Genomic DNA, 23501 nt, shown 5'->3' with positions numbered 1-23501 from the left:
GACTCGGACGCCTGCACGGAGTTCATGTCGGTTTCGGTGCATTAGGCGTACGAAATCTACTTCATAAACTTATGCATACGAAACCTACGCTACAAACTTATGCATACAAAACCTACTCCACAAACTCATGCATACAAAACCTTTAACCGTTCAAGCACAGAAAATCTAGGCGGCATATAAGCCGCCGAAGTTAAAACCCCTTAGAAAATTAACTTAAACACCCCAGTAATCGTCAGCAGCCCCACAATAAATATAATCGCAATAACCCATAATAATATTTTCATTTGCTGCTCCTTATTTGCTGATAAAAAACGCCCGTAATGGGCGCTAGTCATATGAGTATAGATAAAGATAAGCAAATGTGCGGGTTATCGGTTATTACCAGCCCTGAACCGCGCCACCGTTAAAGATTTTCTCAGCCGCGGCAGCAACTTCCGGTGATTCATAAGACTTAACAAAATCGCGTACGTTAGCGGCATCTTTATTATCTTCTCGAGTGACAATAATGTTTACATAAGGAGATTCCTTATCCTCAATAAATACACTGTCTTTCACCGGTGATAACCCTGTCTGTTGCAGATAGGTAGTGCTGATAATAGCCACGGTGACTTTCGGGTCTTTTAATACGTGCGGGAGCTGTGCACCTTCTAGCTCCATAATGTTCAGATTTAACGGATTAGAGGTGATATCAATGGATGTTGGCAGTAAGCCTTTATCCTGATTAACCGTTATCAGCTTTTCTTTTTGTAATAACAGTAATGCGCGGCCTAAATTGGTCGGGTCATTGGGGATTGCAATAGTGTCGCCTTTTTTTAACTCTGAAACATTTTTGATTTTGTCGGAGTAACCCGCCATTGGGAAAACAAAGGTATTGCCTACGGCCACTAATTTATAACCATGTGCCTTATTCTGTTCAGCAAGATAAGGTCGGTGTTGGAATACGTTAGCATCCAGCTCACCTTTATCGGTGGCATCGTTAGGCAGCAGAGAACCACTGAACCCCACGAGCTCAACGTCTAATCCGTATTTCTCTTTCGCCACTTTCTGCGCAACTTCAGCCACATCTTGCTCGGCACCGTTAATCACGCCGACTTTTATATGATTTGCTTGGTCAGCTTTGTTATCGCAACCGGTCAGAAACAACGCTCCTAGCGCAGTCGCCAGTAATATGGCCGATAAACGAAATTTCATATTAACCATCCTTATAAAATAAGCGAAAATAATACTAATTTATTAAATGTTTATCCGCGTATAGGCGGTCTTATAATGTGAGTCTAACCTAGACTAAAAACAACAATCTATTTATTCAATGTTATAACTAAATAGCATTAATAAAAACTTTTTGAGACTATAAAAGATTTGCTATTTACCTTTGTTTTTATGTAAGCGTTCTATACTGAAAGTGAGGGAAAAATGTTGATAAACGTTTATCCCGCATCAGACGTCAGGGGGTGTGTCATGAGTAACCATGTTTGGGGACTGTTATCGCATCCGGCACAGGAGTTCCGGCAAATACGGCAGGAAAATGAGTCGGTATCGCATATCTATACTCACCATGTGCTGCTGATGGCTGCTATTCCTGTTGTCTGCTCTTTTATTGGTACTACCCAGTTTGGCTGGGATTTCGGCGGTGATCGCGTTTTTAAAGTGTTGCCGATGACGGCATTAGCCATTGCCGTTGTATTTTACGGGCTAATGCTAGCCGCGGTGGGTTTTGTTGGTATGGTCATTCGCTGGATGGCTCGGGAATATGAAAACTGCCCGAGTTTAAATCGTTGTATCGTGTTTGCGGGCTATGTCGGTACGCCCATGTTTCTAAGCAGTATCGTATCAATCTATCCGATGGTATGGCTGTGCATGCTCGCGGTTATCGTGGGGGTATGTTATAGCGGTTATTTGTTGTATCGCGGTATTCCGAATTTTCTCGGTATCACTGAAGATCAAGGTTTTATTTTCTCTGGATCGACCTTCGCAATCGGTGTGTTGGTACTCGAGTTACTATTGGGGATTACCGTTATCATGTGGGGCTATGGTTCGCATATTTTCTAGCCCTGCGGTGTTCAACGCAGTAGAAGTGAAAACGTTTTGTTGATTATAACCTAGCAGGCGCTGGAGTTTACCTTCAGCGCCTTTTTCACGCCATTACGCTGGTCAAAAAGGCTCACGCTTTTTTGTTCCGCCACTCGAATTATTTGCGGAAAAATAGGCGCACTATTTCTTATTCAGCATCGCTTTGAGATCGGCAAACGGGTTATAGGTGGCTTCGCCGACGTCTTTCTGCGCATCTTCACCCGCAATCACGGTGGAACCATACTGGTCGGCTTCGGTATATTTCGAATGTTCATGATCGTGGCAGTACAAGCACAATAGTTCCCAATTGCTGCCGTCTTCTGGGTTATTGGTGTGGTCGTGATCGATATGATGTACGGTGAGCTCGCGCAGGTTTGAGTACACAAACTCGCGTGAACAGCGGCCACACACCCATGGATAAATTTTAAGTGCTTTTTCACGATAGCCAGTTTCTAGACGGGCGTAGTTCTTAGGGATGATTGCCATGAGGACAGACCTTAACAAGACTGGGGAATATTCACCTATATTAGGTGAATTTACATCGCACTCCAATCTTTGCCTGATTTATGAACGAACATAGATAATAATCCCGGCCAGAATAACGCCGCCGACGCCGCCCAAAGTCAGCAATGCCATTCCGGCGATAATTGCTTTTTTCAGCATGATTCTTCTCCTCAATACGATTGCGGCGATTATACCCTGCCGACGCCCTCTGCTCTAACCATTTTGTAACATTCAAGTCACTTTTCTGTTGTGGTTTATATTCATTTAAGTAATAAAAATAAATTATTAAGTATTTAATGGAATTATAGATTTCAGAAATACTGAGCCTCACCTGATTTAGGGAGTGACTCATTGATGAAAAAAGCAATTCGCGGTATGCGGTCATCACATTACTTACATGCCGAGCAGCAAAGCCGTATTGGTGCGTGGAAACGCCAGTGGGTCTGGCGCAGTGAGCTCCCAACATGGTGTGTCCTGATTGCCATATATGCTGGCTGGGCGTTGGTGGTTTACCACTGGGAACAACTGGGGAAATGGCTAGGGACGCCGCTGTTGGTGTTGTTAGCCTGTTGGTATATGTCGCTTCAGCACGAGCTCATCCACGGTCATCCTACCCGTTGGCCACGTGTTAATCAGCTCTTAGGATTAATGCCGCTGGCGGTCTGGTATCCCTTTGGCATTTATCGTGATTCGCATCTGGCCCATCACCGCGATGCGTCGCTGACTCATCCGTTGGAAGATCCTGAATCGTACTATTTCAGTGAGTGTCGATGGAAGAATTCATCGGCAATGTGGCGTAGGGTGATTTGGCTGCGGAATACCTTTTTTGGCCGCATGATTATTGGACCTGCACTGGGGATTGGTGCGTTGGTTAAGGGGGAACTCGGCGATATTATGCAGGGCGAGAGCAAAAAAATTGCCATGTGGCTGACCCATTTGTCATTACTCGGTTTGATTCTGTGGATCGTACAGTTGGCGGGGATGTCAGCGTGGTGGTATCTACTGGCGATTAGCTATCCGGCCTTAGGTTTGGCGATGGTTCGCTCGTTTTACGAACACCGAGCGGTGGACGATCCCTCAGCCCGTTCTATTATTAATGAGGCGGCGTGGCCGTGGCGGCTGCTGTTTTTAAATTTGAATTACCACATTGTGCACCATGATTTACCCAGCTTGCCGTGGTATGGATTGCGCAAGGTCTATTTGGCTTATCGCATGGAGTATCGGCAAAGGAATCAGGGATTTGTGGTTCAGGGATATTCACAGTGGTGGCGGCAATATGCATGGCGTTCGATAAATGTCACGCAACATCCGTTAATGGCTTTGACCCGCGATGAGTCACCGGAGCACCTAGGCTCTGGCGACCGCAATAATAATGATGAGGAACCGTTATGGCAGGAAATTTATCTATGGGACGCAAGATTCTGGCATCTTTGGCGTTGATGGGGGCTTCTATCTGCGCTGCACAGGCCGCGGATGCGGTCACCGTGGGCTCTAAGATTGACACTGAGGGTTCCTTACTTGGCAACCTCATTGTGCAAACGCTGGATGCCAACGGGATCAAAACGGTGAATAAAACCCAGCTTGGTACGACTAAAGTGCTGCGCGGCGCAATTACCGCCGGTGAAATTGATATCTATCCAGAATATACCGGTAACGGCGCTTTCTTCTTTGCCGATGAAAATGATCCAGCATGGAAAAATGCGCAGCAGGGGTATGACAAAGTGAAGCAGTTGGATTTGGCGAAAAACCAGATCGTGTGGCTTACGCCCGCTCCGGCTAACAATACATGGAGTATCGCGGTGCGCAACGATATCGCACAGCAAAACCATTTGGAATCGTTAGAAGATTTGGGGAAATGGTTAAAACAGGGCGGTAAATTTAAACTGGCGGCTTCCGCTGAGTTTATCGAACGCCCAGATGCGCTGCCTGCGTTTGAAAACGCCTATGGCTTCAAACTGGATCAAGATCAGCTGTTGTCCTTGGCGGGCGGTGATACAGCGGTGACGATTAAGGCTGCGGCAGAACAAACATCGGGCGTGAATGGTGCAATGGCGTATGGCACCGACGGACCAGTGGCCGCGCTGGGTTTGAAAACCTTGAGCGATCCTAAAGGCGTGCAGCCTATTTATGCACCAACGCCAATCGTGCGCGAAGCGACGCTGAAAGCTCATCCTGAAATTGCTACTGTGCTGAAGCCCGTGTTTGAATCTCTGGATGGACCAACTCTGCAAAAATTGAATGCCAAAATTGCGGTTGATGGTCAAGATGCGAAAAAAGTCGCTGCAAAATATCTGAAAGATAAGGGTTTTGTTAAGTCTTGAGTTAACTATCTCTCATCTCCCGTTTAACGGCGGGAGATATTTGCTTTGCCTCACTCTCTGATGATGAGAGATAAAACTATAGGGAATCTTGTTTTGGTAAAAAACAGAGTTGTTCTCACACTCTGGCTGCTGATGATGCTGGCTTTATGGCAAATGCCGCTGCTCACTCAGGCTGCAAACCGTTTGGTGTCTGGTAGCGGTGTACCGCTGGGAGAGATTATTCATGGTTACGCATGGATATTGATTCTGCCGTTTCCTGTGTTATTCCTTCTGTGTTTTTGCCCGCAAAACCGAAGCTCACTGTGGCTGATTTATTTGATCAGCGGTGCGCTGTTTGCTGGGTTAATGCTGTTGATTGCTTGGCAGTCCCATCTTTTAGCGGGTGATGAAGATAGCTTAGTGCGCGTTTCTTTGGGCGGTGCATTTTGGCTCATTGGCGCTTTGGCTCTGCTATGTGGAGCAGATGCCGTCAGCCGACTCACCAAAAGCAGCGGGCTACGTATTCTAGCGGCGTTGTTGATCCTCGCACCTGTGCCTATTTTGCTGCTCAGCGGTGCGCTCGATACGCTCTCTTTGATGAAGGAGTATGCCAACCGCGATGATGTGTTTAATCAGGCTCTTGGTCAGCATTTGGCTCTGCTATTGAGCACGCTGTCATTCGCTTTGATCATAGGCATCCCGCTGGGAATATTAGCGGCTAGGCGGGAGTCATGGAGAAAACCGATGTTTTCTGTTCTGAATATTATTCAGACCATTCCTTCTATCGCCCTGTTTGGTTTACTGATTGCGCCATTAGCGGGGTTAGCGCAGGCATGGCCATGGTTAGGCGAACTGGGCATTAGCGGTATTGGCGTTGCCCCAGCGCTGATTGCTTTGGTGCTGTATGCGTTACTGCCGCTGGTGCGCAGCGTGGTCGCGGGGTTGGAACAAGTGCCGTCACCGGTTATCGAGGCTGCGCGCGGAGTAGGAATGACGCGAGCGCAAATTTTACGCAAAGTCGAGCTTCCATTAGCGTTGCCGGTGGTATTGAGCGGAGCGCGTATCGTGGCGGTTCAAACGGTAGGCATGGCGGTGATTGCGGCGCTGATCGGTGCGGGTGGTTTCGGCGCAATAGTCTTTCAGGGATTGCTCAGCAGCGCGCTGGATTTAGTGCTGCTCGGCGTTATTCCGGTCGTCGTGATGGCAGTGACGGTTGATACCCTATTTAAATTTTTGGTTTCTCGAATTGAAGCGGCGCGACAATGATTCATTTTAAACATGTTAACAAGTCTTTTGCTGGACGTCCGGCGGTGGAGGATCTCTCTTTGCATATCGCAGAGGGGGAATTCACCGTGCTGATTGGCACGTCGGGTTCTGGAAAATCGACCACACTGAAGATGATCAACCGCCTCATCGATCACGATAGCGGTGAGCTGACTTTTGCTGGGCAAAATATCAGCAGCTTTGAGCCAGAGGCATTGAGGAGACGCATGGGGTATGCGATTCAATCCATTGGCTTATTTCCCCATTGGACGGTTGAACAGAATATTGCCACCGTACCTCAGCTGTTGAAATGGCCTACGGCACGTATCCGCGAGCGGGTGACCGAGCTGATGGAGATGCTCAGTCTTGATGTCGCAGAGTTTCGTCATCGTTATCCGCACCAGCTCTCCGGTGGTCAGCAGCAGCGGGTTGGTGTCGCTCGCGCACTGGCGGCTGACCCTGAAGTATTGCTGATGGATGAGCCTTTCGGTGCATTGGACCCAGTGACGCGAACCACGCTTCAGCAAGAGATTGCGCGTATTCACACTTTGCTGGGACGCACGATCGTTCTGGTGACGCATGATATCGATGAAGCATTGAGTCTGGCCGACCGCATTGTATTGATGGATGCGGGAAAAGTTATACAGCAGGGCACGCCGCAGGAATTGCTCAACCATCCTGTCAATGACTTTGTGCGTCAGTTTTTTGGTCATAGCGACGTCGGGATTAAGCTTTTAGGTCTGGACGTGGTGGCTTCTCGCGTGCGGCGCGGTGAGATTTTACAGGGGGAGCCGATCCGCAGCGATATCAATTTGCGCGATGCCATGTCGCTGTTCATCTATCGACAGGTCGATCGTCTACCGGTGATCGATGAAGCAGGGCAACCCGTTGGCGTTCTCTACTTTTCCGATCTCGTCAAAAAAGCGGAGGCGTAATGTCAGAAAAACGTCCTTCGTTCACATGGCGCTGGTACCGAGATCCTCTGCTTTGGGGAGTACTGCTGCTAATCGGTTTAAATAGCGGTATGCCTCATATGGGAAGGCTGTTTAGTGCGTTATTCCCTGATCTGACACGGCCTGTTTATCAGCAAGATAGCTTTTGGTCGCTGACTATCGCACACGTTACGCTGGTGGGGATCTCAAGTTTGATTGCCGTGGTGTTGGGAGTGAGCGCGGGGTTATTAGTTACGCATCGCGGTGGGCGTGAGTTCCGTTCGTTGGTGGAAACCGTCACCGCTGTCGGACAAACATTTCCACCGGTCGCTGTGCTGGCGGTGGCGGTGCCGCTAATGGGGTTCAGCCCCGAGCCTGCGGTGATCGCGCTGGTATTGTATGGTCTACTGCCGATTTTACAGGGGACGATCAGCGGCATTGAATCCGTTCCCGCAGCAGTCCGTGAAACTGCTCGCGGCGCAGGTATGAGTCGCTGGCAGATATTATGGCGAGCGGAGATCCCCTTAGCGGCACCTGTGATTTTGGCGGGCGTGCGCACGTCGGTCATCATTAATATTGGTACGGCGGCGATTGCCTCAACGGTTGGGGTAAAAACGCTGGGCTCACCTATTATTATAGGGCTAAGCGGGTTTAATACGGCTTACGTGATTCAGGGCGCGTTGCTTGTCGCCTTATTGGCAATGATTACCGATGCGGTCTTCGAGCGTTGGGTGAGTTATCTCACGCGCTGGCGCAGTGGGGCACTATTCATAGAAGGATCATAAAACATGCGGGTATCGTTGCCGATGTATGCGGTGAATCGAGCGGATGTTGAGTTGTTATGGCAAGGCTTATCCCGTTGGTTAGCGCAGGAAGGGGAAACGAATTTGCCCGCGGCTTTGTGCTGGCCTGACGATCTTTATGACCATTGGCAACAGCCGGATTTATTACTCAGCCAGACTTGCGGTTACCCGTTACAGGAGGCGCTCCAGCAAAACGTCGCAGTCGTTGGCGTGTTTCGCTATCGGGTTCCGGGTTGTGAAGGCAATGATTACCGTAGCTTTTTAGTTGCCAGAAAGAAGGATGCTGGCGCGGATATTAGCGCTTTTTATGGTCGCAAAGCCGCCTATAACAGCGAGGACTCCCAGTCAGGCTATAACGCGCTGCGCTCGGTAATTGCCCCATTGGCGAGTCGTGGACGTTTTTTTGCCAATACCTTACAGACCGGTTCACACCGTGCTTCTCTATTGGCGATCAGGCAAGGTGATGCGGATATTGCGGCTATTGATTGCGTGACGCTGGCATTATTGCAAAAGGCCGACCCGCAATGCATGAATGGGTTAAAAATTATCGGAGAAACGCCGGCGGCACCTGCGCTGCCGCTGATCACTGCAGCAGGAGATGACGCACGTTTGCTCCGTTTACGTCATGCGCTAAAAAAGATGGTAGCGGATCCGTCTATGTCTGCGGTGCGCTCGCGTCTATTTATTGGCGGGTTTAGCACCATAGCGGCGAGTGAATATCAGCGTTGTACCGAGATGAAATTAAGAGCAGCCGCGCTAGGTGTCACGCGGCTGTAATGCGTACGCTGATTAGCGTTTTTGCAGCCAGCGATCGAGCTGGTTAGCAAATTCTTGTCGATCGCGCTGGTGCAGTGCGGCGGGCCCCCCGGTTTGGATACCGCTGGAACGCATTGTATCCATGAAATCACGCATGTTGAGGCGTTCTTTGATATTGGCCTCGGTGTAAAGCTCCCCACGAGGGTTAAGCGCGACGCCTCCTTTCTCCAATACCTCGGCGGCTAAAGGAATATCGGCGGTGATAACTAAGTCACCGGGATTAACGCGGCGCACAATTTCGTTATCGGCGACGTCAAAACCCGCCTCGACGCGTAGGCTTCGAATAAAGCGCGAAGGCGGAGTTCGGATCGTTTGGTTGGCAACCAGCGTGACAAAAATGCCCACGCGATCGGCGGCACGAAACAGCACTTCTTTGATAACGTTAGGGCAGGCGTCAGCATCGACCCAGATTTGTTTGGCTTCTGACATTATTCTTCTCCCAGCCAGTCTTGCACGGGTAAAAAATCACGCTCCAGTGCGGCTTCCGGTGAGTCCGGTTCGGGGTGGAAGTCATACTCCCAGCGAACCAACGGCGGCATCGACATGAGAATCGACTCAGTTCGACCACCGGTTTGCAAACCAAATAGTGTTCCGCGATCCCAGACCAGATTAAATTCAACGTAGCGCCCACGGCGATATAACTGAAATTGACGTTCACGATCGCTGAATGGCATATCTTTGCGTTTGGCGACGATAGGTAAATAGGCGTCGCTAAAACCAGCGCCCACTGCTTGCATGAAAGCGAAGCAGTGATCAAAGTCTGGCGTATTTAAATCGTCAAAGAACAGCCCCCCTACGCCGCGAGACTCCTGACGGTGCTTGATGTAGAAATATTCGTCACACCATTTTTTATAGCGCGGGTAAACATCTTCACCAAAAGGCAGGCACAGATTGCGCGCGGTGCGGTGCCAATGCAGCACATCGTCTTTAAACGGATAAAACGGCGTGAGGTCAAAGCCACCGCCAAACCACCAAACCGGTTCCTCGCCTTCTTTTTCAGCGATAAAGAAACGCACGTTGGCGTGGCTGGTGGGTACGTAAGGATTTTGTGGATGAATGACCAGTGATACACCCATGGCTTCGAAGCTACGACCCGCGAGTTCAGGGCGATGAGCCGTGGCGGAAGCGGGGAGTTGTCCACCGGTAACGTGCGAGAAATTAACGCCGGCCTGTTCAAAAACGGCGCCCTGAGTGAGCACGCGACTGCGACCACCGCCGCCAGCCTCACGCTGCCAATTGTCTTCACGAAATGTGGATTGACCATCGGCTGCGGCAATCTGTTGGCACAGGGAGTCCTGCAGGTTTAGCAAAAAAGCTTTCACCTGCGCTGAAGAAGGCTTGCTCATGACGTTTTCCGCTCACAGCTACATTGATTGGCAAAAATATTGCGAAAAGTGCATCTCGTGATGCAAATAAGGGCAACAGTATAGCGGAAAACATCGCTTTCTTGTGGGATTAACTTTCTGTATTAGCTTGGGCGGCGGCGTTCGTGAGCGTCGAAATAATCCAGATATTTTACGATACCCGTGGCGATGGCCTGTGAGATTTTCTGGCGGAATGCAACTGACGTTAGCAACTGTTCTTCTTGATGATTGGTAATAAATGACGTTTCCACCAACACTGATGGAATAGAGGGGGATTTCAGAACCGCAAAAGCGGCCTGTTCGGTGTGTTGGCTGTGCAGATGGTGTACCGGTTTGATGTGATCTAGCAGATGACGTCCTAGCGTTAGGCTATTTTTGATGGTGTCGGTTTGTACCAGATCGAATAACACCTGCTGTAGATAGTTGTTATCTTCGTCCGCGTATTTGGCTCCCGCAACTTTGTCAGCGTCGTTTTCACGCTGAGAGAGATATTTTGCCATTGTGCTGCTCGCACCGCGGTTGGATAGCGCAAATACTGAGGCGCCAGACGCGGTAGGGCTGGTGAATCCATCGGCATGAATCGAGACAAACAGATCCGCCTGATGCTGGTGGGCGATTTCTACCCGTTTATAAAGTGGGATAAAGAAATCATCTTCACGCGTCATTTTAACGTCAATGTTACTGTTTTTGTGCAGGTAATCGCGAATATAGTGCGCAATTTCCAACACCACATGTTTCTCTTTCGCCCCCTGATGCCCCACTGCTCCAGGGTCAATGCCCCCATGACCGGGATCAAGCATGATCACCTTGCGTGCACCGGGTTCTTTTCTCACCGGTTTTGCGGTCAGTGCAGTGCTGTTGGCAGACGCATCCCCGATTTTACTTCCTGTCAGCGCTATTGCTGCTAATCCAGACAGCAGAAACTGGCGACGAGACGTATATTTAGGTAACAGGCGGAAATGTGAGAAATTCTTCATGTGATGAATGTTTCATTAGCCATTAATGATAAAACAGGTGATGAATAGTAGCGTGGGGGGAGTGTAATAATCGAGTTGATTACTATTTCGATTTGTTTCTTTTATTATCAAGCATGACAAAGCGTTAGCGAATTTGTGCTGTGTTTGATATGCCCAGATGTCACGGACTTTGTTAAGCCAGTCGGTTAACCGATCTTTACTGCTTTACAGCCATTCGTTTGTTATTCATGTTGGTGACTTACGCGGTATTGATAGTTAATGATATTGATCGTTAATAGGACCTCAATAATGACATCTGTTCAAATTGATAATTCTTTTAGCTCGTTGTCCGCTGTGCTTTTCCGTCGTGATTGGGAAAATCCTGCTTGTACTCAATATCGTCGTTTAGCGGCACATCCGCCTTTTTGCAGTTGGCGCAGCGAGCAAGAGGCTCGCGATGGCCAGGCTTCAGACCAACTGATTTCATTAAACGGGGCTTGGGCATTTAGCTATTTTAGCCAGCCAGAGCGAGTACCTGAAGCATGGTTGCAGCATGACCTAGATAATGCTGATGAACTACAGGTGCCTTCTAATTGGCAAATGGCAGGCTATGACGCGCCGATTTATACCAACGTGACTTATCCCTTTCCCGTAAACCCTCCTTTTGTACCTAAAGAAAATCCGACTGGATGTTATTCACTTAGCTTTAGCGTGGACGATGAGTGGCTAGAGCAGGGAGGGCAAACCCGTATTATTTTTGATGGCGTGAACTCTGCTTTTTATCTTTGGTGTAACGGCGAATGGATTGGCTATTCTCAGGACAGCCGATTACCAGCCGAATTTGACCTCAGCCACGCTCTTCGCAAAGGCAAAAATCGAATCGCCGTGATGGTGCTACGTTGGAGCGATGGCAGTTACTTGGAAGATCAGGATATGTGGCGCATGAGCGGTATATTCCGCGATGTGACTTTGCTGCATAAGCCACGTGTTCATCTCCATGATATCCAGCTGCGTACCCATTTGGCTGCGGGATTTCATTGCGCTGAATTAGAAGCTCAGATCCATGTCAATCAATCCGCTGGGGGCTATTGCGCACGCGTTGCGTTATGGCGAGGGCACAAGCTTGTGGCAGAGCGGAAACAGGCTATTTGCAGCGAAACGATTGATGAGCGTGGCGCATATGACGATCGCACTACGCTACGTTTGCAGGTGGATAAACCGCTGCTGTGGAGTGCTGAAGAGCCTCATCTTTATCGTGCGGTCATTTCATTGCTGGATGAACAGGGCAAGATGGTTGACGTTGAGGCTTATGACGTTGGGTTCCGGCAGGTGGAAATCAGTCACGGTCAGCTAAAGCTGAATGGAAAACCGTTGCTGATCCGTGGCACTAACCGCCATGAACATCATCCAGAAAACGGGCAGGCGATGGATGAGGAAACCATGCGCCGCGATATTATGCTGATGAAACAGCATAATTTTAATGCGGTACGCTGTTCGCATTATCCAAATCATCCGCGATGGTATCAACTGTGTGATCAATATGGTTTATACGTGGTGGATGAGGCCAATATTGAAACACATGGCATGGTGCCGATGAATCGTCTGAGCGACGATCCTGTGTGGTTTAATGCGATGAGCGAGCGAGTGACTCGCATGGTGCAACGTGACCGTAACCATCCTTGTATCATTATCTGGTCGTTGGGAAATGAATCCGGTCATGGTTGTAACCATGATGCGCTTTATCGCTGGATTAAAACCAACGATCCAACGCGTCCGGTTCAGTATGAGGGAGGGGGCGCTAATACCGCCGCCACGGATATTCTGTGCCCAATGTATGCACGCGTAGAGCAAGATCAGCCGCATCCTACTGTGCCAAAATGGTCGATTAAAAAATGGATTGGCATGCCAGATGAAGCGCGACCGTTGATCTTGTGTGAATACGCCCATGCAATGGGCAATAGCTTTGGTGGCTTTGATCGTTATTGGCAAGCGTTTCGTAAACATCCGCGCTTACAGGGCGGTTTTGTTTGGGATTGGGTCGATCAGGCGTTGAGCCAAAAAGATGAAAACGGCGAACCGCATTGGGCTTACGGGGGCGATTTTGGCGATAGGCCTAACGATCGCCAATTCTGCATGAATGGTTTAGTTTTCCCCGATCGCACGCCTCATCCCGCGCTTTATGAAGCCCAGCGTGCGCAGCAGTTTTTCCAGTTCCATTTACTTAGCCAGCATCCGTTAACGATAGAAGTGAACAGCGAGTATCTCTTTCGTAGCAGCGACAACGAGCGACTTTGCTGGAATCTCGCTTTAGATGGAAAACTTATTGCGCAGGGGGACATTGAGATTTTATTACCGCCGCAAGGGTCGCAGCACATTGTTCTGGGAGAGATACCTGAGCTGAGCCGCTGTGGCGATGGCGAGCTGTGGTTAAATGTGGAGATTCGTCAAATCAAAAGGACTACCTGGTCTGAGGCGAATCATCGTTGTGCTTGGGAGCAATGGCGTGTAGCGCGGCCACAAGCGTTGCCTGCTGATCATTCAGAAGATGTCAGCGATGCTCAGGATGAATTGCCCACGCTGAATACGTTCGATGATTTATTCAGCATTGAGTGGGGTAGCCAACGCTGGCAATTTAGTCGGCAGACGGGGCTGCTTGAACAATGGTGGCGGCATGAGCATGCTTCTTTACTGACTCCGCTTTGCGACAACTTCACACGAGCACCCTTGGATAATGATATCGGTGTAAGTGAGGTGACACGTATCGATCCTAATGCTTGGGTCGAACGCTGGAAGAAGGCGGGGATGTATGCGCTGGAGACACATCTACAGCAATGCGAGGCTGATTTGATTTCTCGCGGCGTGCAAATCTGCACTACCCATGTTTATACCTATCAACGTCGCCCACTATTTATTAGCCGTAAGACCTATTTGATTGACCGACAGGGTCGGCTACATATTGATGTGAACGTTGATGTCACATATGGGATCCCTGCCCCTGCGCGTATTGGGTTGAGCTGCCAGTTAACCGACGTGGCGGAATATGCCTCGTGGTTGGGATTAGGCCCCCACGAAAATTACCCTGATCGTCTGCTTTCCGCTCAGCATGGGCGTTGGACGCTACCGCTTTCTGAGCTGCATACGCCGTATATTTTCCCGACTGAAAACGGATTACGCTGTTATACACGCCAGCTCAATTTTGCAGACTGGGCGTGGCAGGGTAATTTTCACTTTGGACTTAGTCGCTATAGCCAGCAACAATTGACTGAAACCTCGCATCATCATTTACTGCGCGAAGAACAGGGGGTTTGGGTCAACATTGATGGCTTCCATATGGGGGTTGGCGGCGATGATTCGTGGAGCCCTAGCGTGAGCCCTGAATTTTTGTTAAGCGCCACGCATTATGCGTATTCGCTGATCTGGCAGATGTGTTCAGAGAAGCCCATAGAAACAGCATGATAACTTTTTCGTTGCGTATCGAAGGATTCCGGCGATAATTAAGTATTAATACAAATAATTACGGTCAGAATCATGGAAATCCGCGTTTTTAAACAAGCTGATTTTGAAGAAGTTACTACGCTGTGGGAGCGTTGCGACCTGTTGCGCCCATGGAACGATCCCGAGACAGATATCGAGCGTAAGTTGAATCACGACGCCGATCTGTTTTTGGTGGCAGAAGTTGGCGGTGAAGTGGTTGGTACTGTCATGGGCGGCTATGACGGCCATCGCGGTACGGCGTATTATCTGGGCGTTCATCCTGATTTTCGTGGCCGTGGCATCGCAAATGCGTTAATTAGCCGTCTTGAGAAAAAGCTTATCGCGCGCGGTTGCCCGAAGATCCAAATCTTAGTCGGTGAAGAGAATGACGCCGTGATCGGCATGTATGAGAAGCTCGACTATGAGACTCAGGACACGCTGTGCATGAGTAAAAGGCTAATCGAAGATCACGAGTATTAAATTTTTCGCTGTTGGCTCGTTATTGGGTGTTTTAACCGATAACGAGCCGGTAATGGCGATATTCCCGCGAGTTTTTTATGTCTCATCGTAGCTACTCCCCTGACGATTTTAACAACCACGGCATGCTGAGTTTGCCGTGGGCGTTTTGGCTAGTGCTTGTCTTACAGGCTAAAACCTGGTTTCTGTTTGTTATCGCGGGTTCTTCGCGTCAACAGGGAGCGGATTTGCTGACGCTGTTTTATCCTGACCGGGGACTCTTCTGGAGTGGAATGCTGGCAGGGCTTCCCGCCGCGCTGGGTTTTTTACTGAGCGGCCGCCGCCATTTATGGAAAGGTATTTGGAAAGTGTGGCGTTGGGTATTGATCGCGACAACCTTAGTTCAAATGGGGTTGCAAGCGGTGCCTTTCTGGACAGACGGTGGTGATGTGACCCTGCTGTCATTGGCTATCTTGTTGCTGGATCTGATTGCGTTAGCTTATCTGCTGTTCAACTCGCGTTTGATTGATAGCTTCAACGTAAGCGAGTAGTTTTGATGTAGAGTTTTGCTGAATAAATTGAAAAGTTTCGGCACTTTTTCTCTCAGGCGAACTCCAACCTGCCAGATAAACTTTTTCGGGGGCTAATCGCCGCCCGATCCCAAGGAGCATTTGCATGAATTTTCGCCCTCTGTTGCTGGTAGTTCCGTTGCTATTAACGGGCTGCTCTACGATGAGTAATCTGTCATGGTCAAGCATGTCGCCGCTGAACTGGTTTGGTAGCTCAGTTGAAGTGAGCGATATGGGGATTGCCGGCATTAATGCGTCGACGCCGTTGAATGAGGCTGCGATTAATAAGGCTCTGGACGATAATTATCGTCTGCGTTCTGGAATGGGAACGCGTAATGGCACCGTCACATCGTTTTATCAGGCGCTTGATGGTGACACCGTGGTGATGACGATTAGCGGCGATGATAACGGCAAAGTGAAGCGCGTGAATGTTGAGAGTGATGCAATCAAAACCGCGTGGGGCGTGAAAATCGGTACACCGTTTAGTGATTTGTATGAAAAAGCGTACGGTGTATGTCAGAAAGGTCAGGGCGATAATGCCAACGATGTCGAATGTGTTTCCAAAGAGAGTCGCCACGTCAGCTATTTGTTTAGCGGCGAATGGCGCGGCCCAGAAGGTTTAATGCCGTCTGACGATACGTTGAAAGATTGGAAAATTAGCCAGATTGTTTGGCATGCTAATGCAATCTAACTAACCCCACTTAAGTGTGTTGCTAGGAATAGGCAAATTTGCCGCTTTCGTGCAGCGGCAAGTTTTGGTGTATCGGCGTCAATCAACCGGCTTTCACTTTGAAAGCCGGTTTTCACTCTTTTCAATGGCCTCTTTTTTGTTTCCAATTCTTGTTTTTTAGCAAGGCAACACTTCACGCATCACGTAAACTACGCGCAATTAAATCGCGTCTGCGAGCGCGGCAACCAGTCAAAAAGGGAGATGACGTTTTAATGTCACAGCCACAAAGCGGTATTTTATTAGAGCATTGTCGTTTTGGTATTTTCATTGAAGCCTTGGTGCAAGGCGATCTTGATGCGGTGCGTCAGGGATGCAAAACCTTCGTAAATAGTCTGCAAGCGCTGCAAAAACAGTACCCACAGGATCGTTTGGGAGCCGTTATCGCGTTTGGTAACGACGTATGGCGCGACATTTCCGCCGGTGTAGGCGCTCCAGATTTAAAACCGTTCACGCCGTTGGGTAAGGGGCTAGCACCTGCAACTCAGCGCGATCTGTTTATCCATATCCAATCTTTGCGTCATGATATCAATTTCTCGTTGGCTCAGGCAGCGCTAGCTGCGTTCGGCAATACCATTAAGGTTGAAGAAGAAATTCATGGTTTTCGCTGGGTTGAAGAGCGTGATCTGAGCGGTTTCATTGACGGCACTGAAAATCCGAAAGACGAGCAACGTCCAATCGTTGGTGTGGTTGGCAATGATGACGCTGATGCGGGGGGGAGCTACGTGTTTGTTCAGCGTTGGGAACATAACCTCAAGCAATGGGGCCGTTTCAGCACCGAGCAGCAAGAGCAAATTATCGGACGCACCAAGCATGATAGCGAAGAGCTAGACCCAGAATCTCGCCCAGAGACTTCACACGTCAGCCGCGTTGACCTGAGCGAAGAGGGGAAAGGGCTGAAAATTCTGCGCCAAAGTCTGCCTTATGGCACAGCAAGTGGTGCTCATGGTCTGATGTTTGTCGCTTATTGTGGCCGCTTGCACAATATTGAGAAACAGCTGTTGAGCATGTTTGGTGATTTGGACGGCAAACGCGATCAGCTATTGCGCTTCAGTAAAGCGGTTACCGGTAGCTACTACTTTGCGCCATCTTTGGAACGTTTAATGTCGCTGTAGTGGTACTATTCTCAACATATCTCGGACATGATGTTCGGGGTATGTTGAACGTTAGAATTCAAAGGATTGGATACCAGAGTGGATGAAATCGTCAAGTCTGCGCGAATTCATCGATTCACCTAACGCAACAGCCTATACCGGAGAACCGCTGGTTGCTGGCGATTGGTGTTGGCGATGATGTGGCTGAAGTAGTACGGCGATATGGTACGGGATACGAACAAATCAGCGACCAGTGCTTTGGCTACTTTTATTTTGATCAGCGCCTGTCATTTTGTGTTGATCAAAAAGACAGAGTGAAATCGATTAAGTTTTTGAGTCATTATTTTCCTGAAACGACAGATACTTACGCGAATTAGCTGCTCCCCTAACAACGTTTGCAACCGCGGAAAAAATATCATGTGGTTGCAAACGTTATCGCTGTATCTATCCAACACTTCCCCTTATAGCGTTTGATGCTTTCTGAGTCCTAAACGATATATAAAACCGTTACAGGTTAGCCTCCAGTTATAAATACACTAACAGTCATAAAGACGACATGAGTTGTCGTTTTCACAGACTGACTGAAGGTGAACGATGAAACTGAACAAGCTCAAAGGATGGACACTGGCAACGCTGCTGATTTCTGGTAGCGCGTCGGCGGCTGAACTGTTGAACAGTTCTTATGATGTTTCTCGCGAGCTTTTCGCCGCGCTTAACCCGGCTTTCGAAACCCAGTGGCAGAAAGAGGGGAATCCGGCGCTGACGATCAAACAGTCTCATGCGGGTTCTTCCAAACAGGCATTGGCGATTTTACAGGGGCTGCGTGCCGACGTCGTGACCTACAATCAGGTAACGGATGTGCAGATTCTGCACGATCGCGGCAACCTTATTCCCGCAGATTGGCAAGCCCGTCTGCCAAACAATAGCTCACCGTTTTACTCCACCATGGCGTTTTTAGTTCGCAAAGGAAACCCAAAACAGATCCACGGCTGGAATGATTTGGTCCGTAGCGATGTGAAACTGATTTTTCCAAATCCTAAAACCTCGGGTAACGGTCGTTATACCTATCTGGCGGCTTGGGGAGCGGCGAATCTTCAAGACGGTGGCGATCAAGCTAAAAGTCGCGAATGGATGAAGCGTTTCCTCGGTAACGTTGAGGTATTTGATACCGGCGGTCGCGGTGCGACCACCACATTCGTGGAACGTAATCTGGGCGATGTGTTGATCAGCTTTGAGTCGGAAGTGAAAAATATTCAGAAGCAATATGGCGATGCGGGTTACGAAGTGATTGTTCCTCCGGTTGATATTCTGGCGGAGTTTCCTGTGGCATGGGTGGATAAAAACGTCGAACGGAATGGGACAGAAAAAGCGGCTAAAGCTTATTTGAATTACCTCTATTCGCCAGAGGCGCAGAAGATCATCACCAGCTTTAACTATCGTGTTTATGACAAGCAGGCGATGGCTGCAGCAAAAGAGCAGTTCCCTGAAACCAAACTGTTCCGCGTTGAAGAGCAGTTCGGGAGTTGGCCGCAGGTGATGACAACGCACTTCGCTACGGGCGGAGAGTTGGATCAGCTGTTAGCGGAAGGACATCGATAATGTTGCTGTCTCGCGCTGCGCCGAAAAGGGTGTTGCCCGGCTTTACCCTGAGTCTGGGCAGTAGCCTGCTGTATACCTGTCTGATTTTGTTGCTGCCGTTAAGTGCGCTGGTCATGCAACTGGCACAGATGACATGGCAGCAGTATTGGGACGTGATTACTAATCCGCAGGTGGTCGCCGCTTATAAAGTGACGCTGCTGGCGGCGGGGGTAGCCAGCGTGTTCAACGCCGTGTTTGGCATGCTGATGGCGTGGATCCTGACGCGTTACGAATTCCCCGGAAAAACGCTGTTGGATGGTCTGATGGATTTGCCATTTGCGTTGCCGACCGCGGTGGCGGGGCTAACCCTGGCGGGGCTGTTTTCGACTACGGGTTGGTATGGGCAGTGGCTGGCGCTGATTGATATCAAAGTGGCCTTTACGTGGTTGGGCATTGCCGTGGCGATGGCATTTACGAGCATTCCCTTTGTGGTACGCACGGTTCAGCCTGTATTAGAAGAACTCGGTCCTGAGTACGAAGAGGCGGCGCAGACGCTGGGTGCCTCGCGTTGGCAGAGTTTCCGTAAAGTGGTATTTCCTGAAGTTGCCCCGGCGCTATTAGCCGGAACAGCGCTTTCGTTCACGCGCAGCTTGGGTGAGTTTGGCGCGGTTATTTTTATTGCAGGCAACATTGCCTGGAAGACGGAAGTGACTTCGCTGATGATCTTTATTCGTCTGCAGGAGTTTGATTATCCCGCGGCTAGCGCCATTGCCTCGGTTATCTTAGCGGCGTCACTGCTGCTGTTATTTAGCATCAACACGTTACAGAGCCGTTTCGGCAAGCGTATTGGGGGGCATTAATGGCTGATTTATCTGCATGGCAGGGCAATGCCCAGCAACTCCGGCCGAAAACGGATTGGTTGAAATGGTTTCTGATTGGCAGCGGTGTGTTGCTTTCCGTATTGCTGTTGTTGGTGCCGATGATTTCAATTTTTGCCATCGCATTTTCTGAAGGCGCGGGCGTGGTGTGGAAGAATCTTAGCGATCCAGACATGCTGCATGCCATATGGCTCACGGTGCTGGTGGCGCTGATTACGGTACCGGTTAACCTGATCTTCGGTACCTTGTTGGCGTGGCTGTGTACGCGCTTTGTGTTTCCTGGGCGCCAGTTGTTGCTCACCCTGATTGATATTCCTTTTGCCGTTTCGCCCGTGGTGGCGGGACTGTTGTATCTGCTGTTCTATGGTTCGAATGGTCCTCTGGGCGGATGGTTGGATGCGCATGATATCCAATTGATGTTCTCGTGGCCGGGCATGGTGATGGTCACGGTGTTTGTGACTTGTCCATTTGTGGTCCGAGAATTGGTGCCGGTGATGATGAGCCAAGGAAGCCATGAAGATGAGGCTGCCGTGTTACTCGGGGCTTCTGGTTGGCAGATGTTTCGTCGCGTAACGCTGCCGAATATTCGCTGGGCATTGCTGTATGGCGTGGTGCTAACCAATGCACGAGCGATTGGAGAATTTGGTGCGGTGTCGGTGGTTTCTGGCTCTATTCGTGGTGAAACCTATACGCTGCCGTTACAGGTTGAGTTGTTGCATCAGGATTACAATACCGCCGGCGCATTTACCGCCGCAGCGCTTCTGACCTTGATGGCAATAGTCACGTTGTTTTTGAAAAATATGCTGCAGTGGCGATTGAACCGCCAAGTGGTTCACGCCGAGCGGGAGGGCGCGAAATGAGCATTGAGATTAAACAGGTCAACAAGTACTTTGGCCGTACCAAAGTCCTGAACGATATTTCACTGACCATTCCGTCTGGCCAGATGGTGGCTCTGCTTGGCCCGTCCGGCTCAGGTAAAACGACGTTACTGCGTATTATCGCAGGACTAGAAGGGCAGAGTGGCGGGCAGCTAAGTTTCAATGGCCATGATGTTAGCCGCCTGCATGCGCGCGATCGCCGCGTAGGGTTTGTTTTTCAGCACTACGCCCTGTTTCGCCACATGAGCGTTTTTGACAATGTGGCCTTTGGCTTAACCGTACTACCGCGCCGCGAGCGTCCATCGACAGCGGCGATTAAGCAGAAAGTCGAACAGTTGCTTGAAATGGTTCAGTTGGCACATTTGGCTGACCGTTTTCCTTCCCAGCTATCGGGTGGACAGAAACAGCGCGTCGCTCTGGCACGCGCGTTGGCCGTAGAGCCAGAGATTTTATTGTTAGATGAGCCGTTTGGCGCTTTGGACGCACAGGTGCGTAAAGAGCTACGTCGTTGGCTGCGTCAGCTACATGAAGAATTAAAATTCACTAGCGTTTTCGTGACTCATGATCAGGAAGAGGCAATGGAAGTTGCCGATCAAATTGTGGTGATGAGTCAGGGCAATATTGAACAAATTGGTACTCCTGATGACGTCTGGCGCGAGCCTGCTAGCCGCTTTGTGCTGGAGTTTTTGGGAGAGGTGAATAAGGTGGATGGCGAAATTCGTGGTTCACACATTTATATTGGCGAGCATCATTGGCCGCTGGCTTTCTCTCCGCTGCATCAGGGTAAAGTGGATATGTTCCTACGCCCTTGGGAGATGGAAGTGAGCCTACAGGCCAACGCCCGTTGCCCGCTTCCAGTTCAGGTGTTGGAAGTGAGTCCGCGTGGGCATTACTGGCAGCTCACTGTTCAGCCTCAGGGCTGGCATCCAGAGCCGATCAGCGTAGTGATGTTGGAAGGTAACGGAACACAAGCTCCTAAACGCGGTGGTCACTACTTTGTTGGTGGATTGAACGCACGTTTGTATGCGGGAGATACGCCCTTGCAACCTGTAGCTTTGGCGAAAAGTGCCTAATTTTGTTGATCGTTCCCCGTTCTTTTCTCTGAGGGCGGGGATTTAGAGAGTGCCTCTTCAACATTTCCGCTTTTGCATTACACTAAACTTTTCATCTTTTTGCTTAATAGGTAACCGCTCGTGAGTTCTCTGGAATCTTGTATTGGAAACACGCCTTTGGTGCAGCTACAGCGTATGGCTAGCGGCTTAGGGAGTGAAGTCTGGGTTAAACTGGAAGGAAATAACCCAGCGGGCTCGGTTAAGGATCGCGCGGCGTTATCTATGATTCAGCAGGCTGAGCTGCGTGGTGAGATAAAACCCGGCGATACCTTGATTGAAGCAACTAGCGGTAATACGGGTATTGCGTTGGCGATGATTGCCGCGATGAAAGGTTATCGCATGAAATTGCTGATGCCAGAAAACATGAGTAAAGAGCGTCAGGCTTCGATGCGCGCCTATGGCGCAGAGCTGATTTTAGTTAGCCGCGAGCAGGGCATTGAAGGTGCGCGTGATCTCGCACAGCAGATGGCCGACCGTGGCGAAGGGCTGATTTTGGATCAGTTTAATAATGCCGATAATCCTTTGGCACATTTCACGACCACTGGGCCTGAGATTTGGCAGCAAACGCAGGGTAAGGTTACGCACTTTGTCTCTAGTATGGGGACGACGGGGACGATTACCGGCGTGGGGCGTTTCTTAAAGCAACAGAGTGATACGGTTCAGATCGTCGGTTTACAGCCGTCAGAGGGGGCAAGTATTCCCGGTATCCGTCGCTGGCCGCCGGCGTATTTGCCGGGGATTTATCGTCCTGATCTGGTGGATCGGGTGCTGGATATGTCCCAGTTGCTCGCGGAAGAGACCATGCGGCGTTTGGCACGAGAGGAAGGACTGTTTTGTGGAGTGAGCTCTGGCGGTGCTGTTGCAGGGGCGTTGCGTGTGGCTGAGGAGTTTCCGGGAAGCGTCGTTGTAGCGATTATTTGCGATCGTGGCGATCGTTACCTCTCAACTGGCGTATTTGATTAACGGATGTAAGCACCCAGTACATGAACCTGAGTAAGGTTACAGAGAATAATACAACGCATCAGGGGAATAGAAATGTCCTGAGGTAGATTCCGGTGGAGGCTACCTCAGGTGTGATAGACATTTATTTGCCACACACTGATGGAAGCGCTTTGTAGGTGTATATTAATTTTTCGCTTACGTAGTAGTTGTAAATGACCCCTTCAGGAAATAAATTCCTAAATACCGTAACCCTTGCGTCGTCAGAGCAGTAACTACTGGTTATGGTCTTTTTCATCGTTTCTTGCCATTCGTGGCTTTCAATCACGTTGATTGGAATCCCTTTCACTATGTATTTGTATGTGAATGCATTGTTTTCTGCTGAAACATCAGACATCAACGTCGCCTCGTCTACTAAGAGCGGCAGTTTTTTCTTTATTTCCAAAACAACAGCTTGTTGAAATTTCTGGGTATCGTTGTCTTGTAATTTATTGAACTGTTCAATTTTTTCTGGCGTAGATTGATCTTGTATTGCTTTTAGTTTCTTATCTACATCATTAGTTTCTTGGTCTTTCTTAGCGTTTGGTTGCGTTGCTGCGCTCTGTTCGTTGGACTGATCGGCTACCGGAGCCGCCTTTTCTTTTGATGCGTCATCACAGCCGCCCATGACCAGCATGGCTGGAACGAGTGCGGCTAGCATTGTTTTTTTGATCATTTTTAGTATTCCATCACTGTACTTTTTACTTTATATACGCCGTTAGGCATAAAAATTAATGCCTGCGGAAAGA

Annotated in this window: 25 protein-coding genes; 18 read left to right on the top strand and 7 right to left on the bottom strand. The window is 49.4% G+C overall.

What is annotated here, in order from left to right; genetic code table 11:
* Positions 1–200: 200 nt before the first annotated feature.
* Positions 201–284, bottom strand: a complete 84-nt coding sequence (locus M988_RS23420) for a small membrane protein YohP (RefSeq protein ID WP_087944350.1) — start codon at positions 282–284, stop codon at positions 201–203.
* Between the two features lie 94 nt (positions 285–378).
* Positions 379–1191, bottom strand: a complete 813-nt coding sequence (nlpA, locus tag M988_RS13650; protein ID WP_008812831.1) for a lipoprotein NlpA — start codon at positions 1189–1191, stop codon at positions 379–381.
* A 267-nt stretch (positions 1192–1458) separates the two neighbouring features.
* Between nlpA and M988_RS13645 the strand changes: the two genes are divergently transcribed.
* On the top strand, positions 1459–2049 hold the full coding sequence (locus tag M988_RS13645) for a Yip1 family protein (protein ID WP_008812832.1): 591 nt from the start codon (positions 1459–1461) through the stop codon (positions 2047–2049).
* A gap of 162 nt (positions 2050–2211) precedes the next feature.
* On the opposite strand, the gene yajD is transcribed toward M988_RS13645, so the two are convergent.
* Positions 2212–2556 carry an HNH nuclease YajD gene (gene yajD / locus M988_RS13640; RefSeq protein ID WP_004096236.1) on the bottom strand — a complete coding sequence of 115 codons (345 nt, stop codon included), beginning with the start codon at positions 2554–2556 and terminating at the stop codon, positions 2212–2214.
* Positions 2557–2928: 372 nt separating this feature from the next.
* Here yajD and M988_RS13635 point away from each other — a divergent pair, with 372 nt between their 5' ends.
* The 6 genes from M988_RS13635 (at position 2929) to M988_RS13610 (ending at position 8649) form a co-directional block, all read left to right on the top strand.
* Positions 2929–4014 carry a fatty acid desaturase gene (locus M988_RS13635; RefSeq protein WP_064574580.1) on the top strand — a complete coding sequence of 362 codons (1086 nt, stop codon included), beginning with the start codon at positions 2929–2931 and terminating at the stop codon, positions 4012–4014.
* Positions 3963–4895, top strand: coding sequence for a glycine betaine ABC transporter substrate-binding protein OsmF (gene osmF / locus M988_RS13630; RefSeq protein WP_008812835.1), 933 nt, complete (start codon positions 3963–3965; stop codon positions 4893–4895). Before M988_RS13635 ends, osmF begins: the two co-directional genes overlap by 52 nt.
* A 63-nt stretch (positions 4896–4958) precedes the next feature.
* Positions 4959–6140 carry an ABC transporter permease gene (locus M988_RS13625; protein WP_064574584.1) on the top strand — a complete coding sequence of 394 codons (1182 nt, stop codon included), beginning with the start codon at positions 4959–4961 and terminating at the stop codon, positions 6138–6140.
* On the top strand, positions 6137–7072 hold the full coding sequence (locus M988_RS13620; RefSeq protein WP_064574578.1) for an ABC transporter ATP-binding protein: 936 nt from the start codon (positions 6137–6139) through the stop codon (positions 7070–7072). The genes M988_RS13625 and M988_RS13620 overlap by 4 nt, the downstream gene beginning before the upstream one ends.
* Positions 7072–7854, top strand: coding sequence for an ABC transporter permease (locus M988_RS13615; RefSeq protein ID WP_064574576.1), 783 nt, complete (start codon positions 7072–7074; stop codon positions 7852–7854). Before M988_RS13620 ends, M988_RS13615 begins: the two co-directional genes overlap by 1 nt.
* Before the next feature lie 3 nt (positions 7855–7857).
* Positions 7858–8649: a phosphate/phosphite/phosphonate ABC transporter substrate-binding protein gene (locus tag M988_RS13610; RefSeq protein WP_064574575.1), complete on the top strand. Its 792-nt coding sequence runs from the start codon at positions 7858–7860 to the stop codon at positions 8647–8649.
* Between the two features lie 12 nt (positions 8650–8661).
* On the opposite strand, the gene M988_RS13605 is transcribed toward M988_RS13610, so the two are convergent.
* The 3 genes from M988_RS13605 to amiA all read right to left on the bottom strand — a co-directional run bounded on the left by M988_RS13605 (position 8662) and on the right by amiA (position 11029).
* Entirely contained in the window at positions 8662–9117 is a 456-nt protein-coding gene (locus M988_RS13605; RefSeq protein ID WP_004096220.1) for a YaiI/YqxD family protein, read from the bottom strand.
* Positions 9117–10034, bottom strand: a complete 918-nt coding sequence (hemF, locus tag M988_RS13600) for an oxygen-dependent coproporphyrinogen oxidase (protein WP_008812840.1) — start codon at positions 10032–10034, stop codon at positions 9117–9119. Before hemF ends, M988_RS13605 begins: the two co-directional genes overlap by 1 nt.
* Positions 10035–10156: 122 nt before the next feature.
* Complete coding sequence (gene amiA / locus M988_RS13595) at positions 10157–11029, bottom strand: N-acetylmuramoyl-L-alanine amidase AmiA (RefSeq protein ID WP_004096216.1); 873 nt, start codon at positions 11027–11029, stop codon at positions 10157–10159.
* Between the two features lie 288 nt (positions 11030–11317).
* Between amiA and M988_RS13590 the strand changes: the two genes are divergently transcribed.
* From M988_RS13590 to cysM, 11 genes are all read left to right on the top strand, one after another.
* Complete coding sequence (locus M988_RS13590; protein ID WP_064574573.1) at positions 11318–14464, top strand: beta-galactosidase; 3147 nt, start codon at positions 11318–11320, stop codon at positions 14462–14464.
* Positions 14465–14536: 72 nt separating this feature from the next.
* A complete protein-coding gene (locus M988_RS13585; protein ID WP_004096212.1) occupies positions 14537–14962 on the top strand; it encodes a GNAT family acetyltransferase in 426 nt (141 codons plus the stop codon).
* Positions 14963–15039: 77 nt separating this feature from the next.
* Positions 15040–15489: a DUF2919 domain-containing protein gene (locus M988_RS13580; protein ID WP_008812842.1), complete on the top strand. Its 450-nt coding sequence runs from the start codon at positions 15040–15042 to the stop codon at positions 15487–15489.
* A gap of 124 nt (positions 15490–15613) precedes the next feature.
* Positions 15614–16198: an RpoE-regulated lipoprotein gene (locus tag M988_RS13575; RefSeq protein ID WP_008812843.1), complete on the top strand. Its 585-nt coding sequence runs from the start codon at positions 15614–15616 to the stop codon at positions 16196–16198.
* Positions 16199–16449: 251 nt separating this feature from the next.
* A complete protein-coding gene (locus M988_RS13570) occupies positions 16450–17349 on the top strand; it encodes a Dyp-type peroxidase (RefSeq protein ID WP_039189500.1) in 900 nt (299 codons plus the stop codon).
* 152 nt (positions 17350–17501) lie between these two features.
* Entirely contained in the window at positions 17502–17705 is a 204-nt protein-coding gene (locus tag M988_RS13565) for a hypothetical protein (protein WP_064574569.1), read from the top strand.
* Positions 17706–17922: 217 nt separating this feature from the next.
* Complete coding sequence (locus M988_RS13560; protein WP_064574567.1) at positions 17923–18927, top strand: sulfate ABC transporter substrate-binding protein; 1005 nt, start codon at positions 17923–17925, stop codon at positions 18925–18927.
* Complete coding sequence (gene cysT, locus M988_RS13555; RefSeq protein WP_004096198.1) at positions 18927–19766, top strand: sulfate/thiosulfate ABC transporter permease CysT; 840 nt, start codon at positions 18927–18929, stop codon at positions 19764–19766. Before M988_RS13560 ends, cysT begins: the two co-directional genes overlap by 1 nt.
* Positions 19766–20644: a sulfate/thiosulfate ABC transporter permease CysW gene (gene cysW, locus M988_RS13550; RefSeq protein ID WP_008812846.1), complete on the top strand. Its 879-nt coding sequence runs from the start codon at positions 19766–19768 to the stop codon at positions 20642–20644. The genes cysT and cysW overlap by 1 nt, the downstream gene beginning before the upstream one ends.
* The gene (cysA, locus tag M988_RS13545) at positions 20641–21735 is read left to right on the top strand and encodes a sulfate/thiosulfate ABC transporter ATP-binding protein CysA (RefSeq protein WP_008812847.1); all 1095 of its coding nucleotides are present in this window, start codon (positions 20641–20643) and stop codon (positions 21733–21735) included. Before cysW ends, cysA begins: the two co-directional genes overlap by 4 nt.
* 120 nt (positions 21736–21855) lie before the next feature.
* Entirely contained in the window at positions 21856–22737 is an 882-nt protein-coding gene (gene cysM, locus M988_RS13540; protein ID WP_064574565.1) for a cysteine synthase CysM, read from the top strand.
* A gap of 121 nt (positions 22738–22858) precedes the next feature.
* Here the strand turns inward: cysM and M988_RS13535 are convergent, their stop codons facing one another.
* Positions 22859–23428 (bottom strand): hypothetical protein, encoded by a 570-nt coding sequence (locus tag M988_RS13535; RefSeq protein ID WP_008812849.1) that lies wholly within the window; start codon positions 23426–23428, stop codon positions 22859–22861.
* Between the last annotated feature and the right edge of the window lie 73 nt (positions 23429–23501).

This window comes from Hafnia paralvei ATCC 29927 (assembly GCF_001655005.1).
GTDB lineage: Bacteria > Pseudomonadota > Gammaproteobacteria > Enterobacterales > Enterobacteriaceae > Hafnia > Hafnia paralvei.
The sequence above is the reverse complement of the archived record's forward strand: the minus strand, read 5'-3'. Positions and strand labels throughout refer to the sequence as shown.